The 6,000-nt window shown below is 64.4% G+C and carries 7 protein-coding genes; 3 read left to right on the top strand and 4 right to left on the bottom strand.

The features are described from left to right. Positions 1-116 precede the first annotated feature (116 nt). From ACWC24_RS39930 to ACWC24_RS39940, 3 genes are all read left to right on the top strand, one after another. On the top strand, positions 117-515 hold the full coding sequence (locus tag ACWC24_RS39930; RefSeq protein ID WP_450667823.1) for a DUF5958 family protein: 399 nt from the start codon (positions 117-119) through the stop codon (positions 513-515). 215 nt (positions 516-730) lie between these two features. Next, on the top strand, positions 731-1,315 hold the full coding sequence (locus ACWC24_RS39935) for a hypothetical protein (protein WP_450667824.1): 585 nt from the start codon (positions 731-733) through the stop codon (positions 1,313-1,315). Between the two features lie 31 nt (positions 1,316-1,346). Beyond that, complete coding sequence (locus ACWC24_RS39940; RefSeq protein ID WP_450667825.1) at positions 1,347-1,835, top strand: DUF4265 domain-containing protein; 489 nt, start codon at positions 1,347-1,349, stop codon at positions 1,833-1,835. A 40-nt stretch (positions 1,836-1,875) separates the two neighbouring features. Here ACWC24_RS39940 and ACWC24_RS39945 read toward each other — a convergent pair whose 3' ends face one another. From ACWC24_RS39945 to ACWC24_RS39960, 4 genes are all read right to left on the bottom strand, one after another. Next, the gene (locus ACWC24_RS39945; protein WP_450667826.1) at positions 1,876-3,639 is read right to left on the bottom strand and encodes a pentapeptide repeat-containing protein; all 1,764 of its coding nucleotides are present in this window, start codon (positions 3,637-3,639) and stop codon (positions 1,876-1,878) included. Between the two features lie 216 nt (positions 3,640-3,855). Further along, complete coding sequence (locus ACWC24_RS39950; RefSeq protein WP_450667827.1) at positions 3,856-4,323, bottom strand: MarR family transcriptional regulator; 468 nt, start codon at positions 4,321-4,323, stop codon at positions 3,856-3,858. Then, positions 4,320-5,060, bottom strand: coding sequence for a helix-turn-helix domain-containing protein (locus ACWC24_RS39955; RefSeq protein WP_450667828.1), 741 nt, complete (start codon positions 5,058-5,060; stop codon positions 4,320-4,322). Before ACWC24_RS39955 ends, ACWC24_RS39950 begins: the two co-directional genes overlap by 4 nt. 749 nt (positions 5,061-5,809) lie before the next feature. Next, on the bottom strand, positions 5,810-6,000 hold a 191-nt coding region (locus ACWC24_RS39960; protein ID WP_450667830.1), incomplete at its 5' end, for a hypothetical protein.

Consider the following 6,000-nt stretch of genomic DNA (forward strand, 5'->3'; position numbering starts at 1 on the left):
GCTGCGCACGGCACAGTGGCGTGGTCAGTGAGCTGTGGGCAAGCGCCCTGGCTGGGGCGGATATGGGTCCGCGCCGGCACCGCGGCCGAGTGCCGCCTGATCTCGTGGGGGCAGTGGTGAACGAACGGGACGTCCTGCTCAATGAACTCGCTCAGGGTCTGCGCCCCATGTCCGAGGGCATCGAGTGGTTCGACGATCTCGGCCCGGAAGAACAGTCCGAGATGCTGCTGTTCCTACGCCATCACTGTGTCCAGGCGCGCGCTGTGACCGAGGATGCACCGGAGAGCATTCGCCGTGCTGGGCTGCGCCCGACACATACGCCCGCGGTGCTGATCTCACGGGGCCGGATCGACGAGCAACTGGGAAAGATCGCTGGTCTTGCGCCTCTCGACGAACGCCGCAAGGCTTTCAAGCTGCTGATCGCAGTGCTCGCGGTCGCGGACGCGCGGCGCCGCGAGCGCTTCTGCTCTGGCGGCTGTGGTCACTGGTGGCACCATCTGTCTGCTGCTGACTGACAGCTCACAGCCTCCTTCCTTCCTCACACCTCACCTCGACGAGCCCCTGGCCATACTCTGCTGCTGTCGAACCGCGAAGGAGACGTATGAGGCCCTCACCTGGCGTAGGCATTCACCCGGACCTTCCCGGCACTCTCGTTCACTTCACGGGACGCCCTCGAAGCATCGACGACCGTCCCCCGGCTCATGCGATTGGGACTGCCGAGGATCGATTGGTGGGCATCCTCCGTGAAGGGAAGATTCGCGGGAGTGTGCCGTACCGCCAGAGCCAGGCTGTGGTCTGCCTGGGCGAGCCTTCCGATGCCGCTCGTCGGGTTCTGCTTCGCGACGGCATTGGCCCGCGCGGGCCGTACGAACCGTGGGCGCTTCTACTCGACCGCGAGGCCCTCATAGCCGCTGGGGCCCGGCCAGTGCTCTACCTCTCGGACGAGGAGTTGCTCGCGACTGATGGAATGCCAGCCCGATTCCGCGGCCGGCGAGTGCGCTACGAACCCGGCTCCGCGGACTGGCTGCACGAGCGCGAGTGGCGACTTACGTTCAACGATGACGAAACTCCCAACTTCGTACTCACGGCCGATGCCGTCGCGGGCGTCATCGTCGGCGAACAGGGTTGGATGCCTCCGAGCAACTTCGATGAGCAACCCCTTCCTCACGAGCTCTTCAACTATCCAGAGGCTCTCGATGCGAAGCCACGATGGTGGTGGGACGGCACGGATCTCGTGGCAGACGGGACATTCGCACTTCGCGAGCGGTATGAGTACGAGAAGTGGTTCCTCCTCGACTTCATGGGCCTCATCTGAACGGTGCTCATCCCCTTTGGATGATGGTGTTGTGACGAGCATCAGCGGCGACCATGTGAAGGTCCACTTCCGGATGGATGTGGACGAAGACGGCTGGCCGCCGACGAGCGTCGAGAGCCTGTGGGCCGTGGACCTCGGCGACGGAACCGTGCGGCTGGACAACACCCCGTGGTTCGTCCGTGGCGTCGCCAGCGACGACATCGTCCGGGTGGAGATCGACGATGAGGGCGTCCGCTGGGCTGGAGAGACGGTCCGATCCTCGGAGAACTGCACGATCCGGCTGATCGTGTTGAAGGACGGCGGCTCGGCTGCTGCCCGGCAGAGCGTTCTGGAGATCTTCCACAAGCTCGGCACGACGGGCGAGGGCATCGAGCGGTACCGGATGGTGGCGCTGGATGTCCCGCCGGAGGCGGACCTGCCGCGCATCCGCAAGCTCTTGGAACACGGTACAGCGGAGGGCTGGTGGCACTGGGAGGAAGGATGCGTCACCGCTGCTTGGAGGTCCACGGCGACGGGATGAGCGGTTGCGCCTGCCGTGGGGCTGCGCCAACCGTGTGCAGTCAGCGTTTGATGCGGCCGCGAATGGCGAGTACGGCTAGGGCGAGGAGGGCGGGTTCGAAGAGGCGGGAGACCATTTCAATGTAGGTGCCAGCGGTGGTGAGGTCCTGGCCGCTGGAGCGGAAGACGACGGAGTTGAAGGTGACGTTCAGGGCACTCTCGAAGCGCTTGCCCGTGAACCGGTCCCCTGTCGGGTTTTTGGGGTCGTCCTTGTCGATGGTGAAGGTGACCTGGCCGCCGCCAGCGGGGACGGTGCCAGTGGCTTCCTGTTTAGGGGAGTCCTGTGGGAGGCCGAAGGCCATGAGGAGCAGGATGGTGGTGAGCATGGCGAGGGCGAGCCATGCGAGGGCGCGGGAGGCACGCAGCCCGTAGCCGGACAGCAGCCAGTAGCCGTAGAGCAGTCTGTGCTCGGCACGGCGCGTGGGCCGCTGGTCGTGTCGGCGCATCTCCATCTCGCCGTAGTAGAAGTCTGCGGCGCCCGGCTCGTTCTTGCCGTCCTCGAATGCCTTGCGCAGCTGTCGGTAGGCCGCGGCAACGTCATCCGGGTCCGGGGTGCGGGCTTGATCACCGTGGTGGGGTCCTGGCCGCCACAGGGAGGCATCGGGCGGCTGGCCGGGGCCAGGCTGGGAGGCGTTCTGTGCCCTCCAGTGGTGTTCTTCGGCCAGGGTGTCACGCTGTGACCAGCGATCTGGCCAGAGGTGTTGTCGACGACGGAGGCCCTTGGGAACAGGGGCGAACGTCGTAGTGCCCTCCAGACGGATCTGGTCGAGGTGAAAGGCGCCGATGAATCGGCACTCGCTGAGATCGGTGTCAGTCAACACCAGGTGAGCCGCGTCGGCCCCGCTAACCGAGGTCACGCTGGCTTTCTCTTCCGGCTGGCTTGAGAGCAGCGACTCATCCATCAACGACCCAGCCAACTGGAAGCCGGTCGGATGGCTGTTTACCGCGAGAGGACCGGCCAGCACCGCATCTGTGAGGTCCACCTTCGCGTACCGTACGCGCAGGAGTGCTGTGGCCTCCCACCGCGTTCTGACACACGCCACCTCGCGTGCTGCCACTTCGATCGTCATCGGCAGGGTGAAGGCGGCGCCGGACAGATCGAGCCGTCCGGCGCAGACGACGGGCCCGAAGTCGGAGATGCTAGGGAACTGAGCCCGGATAAACGAAGCTCCACCCGCGAACTGAGCTCCGGTGAAGCGTGCTTCACTGCTGAACTGCGCCTGGTCGAACGAGGCACTGGCACCGAACTGCGCCCAGTCGAAGCTGGCTCGTCCCCCGAACTGCGCTGCATCGAACACTGCGTCGCCGTGCGGGCCGAACCGGATGCTATCGAAAACGGCATTGCTGTCAAAAACGGCGTTTTCGAACACGGCGTCGCTAGCGAATCGCGCACCACCGAACCGTGCGCTCTTGAAGAAGCGGGTCCTATCGAATGACACCAAACGGGCAAACGTCGCATCTATGAAGCTAGCGGTGCCTTTTACTTGCGCACCAGCGAAACTGGTCCCGCCTCCGAACCGGGATCCGGCAAATGCCATGGCGCCAAAGATTGTCACCGAAATGAACACGCACTCTTCATCGAACTCGACGCCATTGAAGTTTGCACCCTTATTGAAGACTGCCTGCGTGAACTGGGCGCCCTTGGTGAAGGTGACGTTTGAAAACTGAGCTCGGTCAGTGAATTCAGCGTGCTTGAAATCGGCAGCACCGAGTTGAGGCCTGCCCGTAGCGGGATCACGCACCGCGTCGAGGAGGTCGGCGAGCAAGCCTCCGTCGAATGTTGTACCCCTGTGACTGAGTGCGGCGCCGGGCGTGAGCGTAGCAAAGTAGTCGGCGCGCTCAGCCGTGTCCAGGTGTGCCAAGCATCCATCTGTTCCAGGTATTCGAGTGCCAATGCAATCGCTGACTCCCCGCCCACAGAGTGGCGGGATCGTAGGGAGCGTGCCGGGCGAGGGAGGATTCAAGAGCTGGGTCCTGGGCTTCTATCCGACAGCGTGAAGTGCCCCTCGGCGCGCAGCGACGGCTTTCTTCTGCTGCTCGCGTGCTTGGCGCTTTTCGGCGAGCTGGTCCTGGTACATCTGCACGGCCTCGTGGTACCGCTCGACGAAGTCCGGGGCGTTGAGCCGCTCGGAGGGAGCCATGTCGGCGATGGCCGCAGCGCAGTCGGCAGGAGTGAGGTAACCGGCCAGCATGGCGTTGAGTTGGTAGACGCCGTTGCGCTGCTTCTTCACCAGCTGCGCCAGGTCCAGGTGGCGGAGGGCCGCGGTGACGGCGGGGCGGCTGATGTCGAGCTTTCGGGCGAGGTCTGCCTGGTCGATCTCGATGCGGCCGCCGGCCTCACTGAGCGCTCGCAGTTTCAGGAGCGCCCTGGTGGCAGTCGTCGGCAGGTCCAGGTCCGCGACGACTCCGTCAGCGTTGACCAAAGCGAAGCGCTTGGAACTGACAGTCACTGCGCCATCCCCTCCTCTGCTGCGCCAGGCAGCTCCCACAGGCTGTCGGCAGGCTGTTCAGCAGCCCGCCGTGCCCTCTTCCGCTCGGTCCGTCGTTCTGCCCGCTCGGCGCGCATCTCCTCGACTGCTCGCCGCAGGTGGTCCAGCGACGGAAACCTCACCAGATCGGGCAGTGAGGTGTCCTTGCGGACTTCGTTGAGGACCTCGTCCTGTTCTACCCGCACGTACTTCTTGCCACCGTCCATGGTGCGGACGAGCTCGCCGATCCGGTACGAGTATGGCGGGTTGAACTGGTAGACGCCTCGGGAGCGTTTGTACACGATCCCGTGAGTCATGATCTCCTGCAGGGCCTCGTTCACCGCCTGGCGGCTGACATCGAGGACGCTGGCCATCTCCTCCTGCGTCAGCTCGATACGTCCGCCCGCCCGTTGGCAGGCGATCAGCAGAAAGATCAGCCGCAGAGGCAGCGCCTCACGGAAGTACTGGCTGATGACGAGGAAGAACTCCAGGCTGTCCAGCGCAAACGCATTGGGGTTCTCCTCGCTGCTGTACATCTCCAGCGGCGCCCGCCGACGACTGAGCGACAGGTCCCGGTCCGGGAACTGCTGTGCCAGATCATCGAGGCTGCGTACCGGAGCCAGCGTGGCATCGAAGGCAGCCAGCGGATCGGAAGGGTCAAGCTCCGCCGGCTTCCGTCGCGGAGCGACTGGGCGGCGCCTCGGCTGAGCGGATGACACGTAGCTGCTCTCCCCGTTCGGTGTTCGACAGCCGCAGTATGTCAGCCCTGCTGACTTGCATGTCGGCACGCCTGACATTCGGCGCGTCGTGTGTCGCCCCAGGGGTGACACAGCTCCGTCGCGGAACGTCGGCGTCGGCCCACGGCGTCACCAGCACCCCAAAATGTCAGCTGAGCTGACATTTTGGGGAATCGTCGTGTCAGCTGAGCTGACATTTCAATCGTTTGCGTCTCGCCACGAACGACTCATGGTGACCGGTCTGTCGCCTGTGACGGTACACATCTGTCTCCCCCAAAGCTCTTGACCTGCGAAAACGCGACTTCTCCCCTATCTGAGGTAGTCGCTCAGGACCCAGCAACACCACCACAGGTACCTCTCCCATGTCGTTTGCCGCTCCCGGCCCGTAGATGTCGGTTCTTCTGCTCTCCTCACTTGTTCCCTCCTGTGAGGTCCTCTGGGGTCGCCTGCACGATGTCAGGGGATGCACCAGGACCGGAGTTGGTGCGTTACGGCCGGCCCAGCGCTCGCAGGCCTGTGAGGGTTCCGGAGGGTGCCCACAGCTCCTCACACAGCTTCTGACAGCCACTCACTCCCTCACTGGTCTGGTCGGGTTGGACCCGGAGGGGCCAACCCTTCTCGGGTTCCGTGGACTTCTCTTCTTCCACGGAACCCATCCCAACCCTGTTTCTCACCCAGGGAATTCGGAGAATTCCTGATCTGCCGTCAATTCGTGCCGGAGGCACGCAGGTTTATGAATTCGCCCGGAGGGTGAATTCATAAACCTGCCGCCGGAGGCGGAATGCTTTTCGCGCGGGGACGCGCGAAACGAGCGCAGCGAGTATTCGCTCCAGGACCCAGCGGGCCACCCGCTCGTGCTCGGCGGCGGAGCGCTGCGGGGCCTGGGCGGTGATGCGCGGGACGAGCCTGGCCACTATCTGGT

The sequence above is a fragment of the Streptomyces sp. NPDC001443 genome, assembly GCF_053597355.1.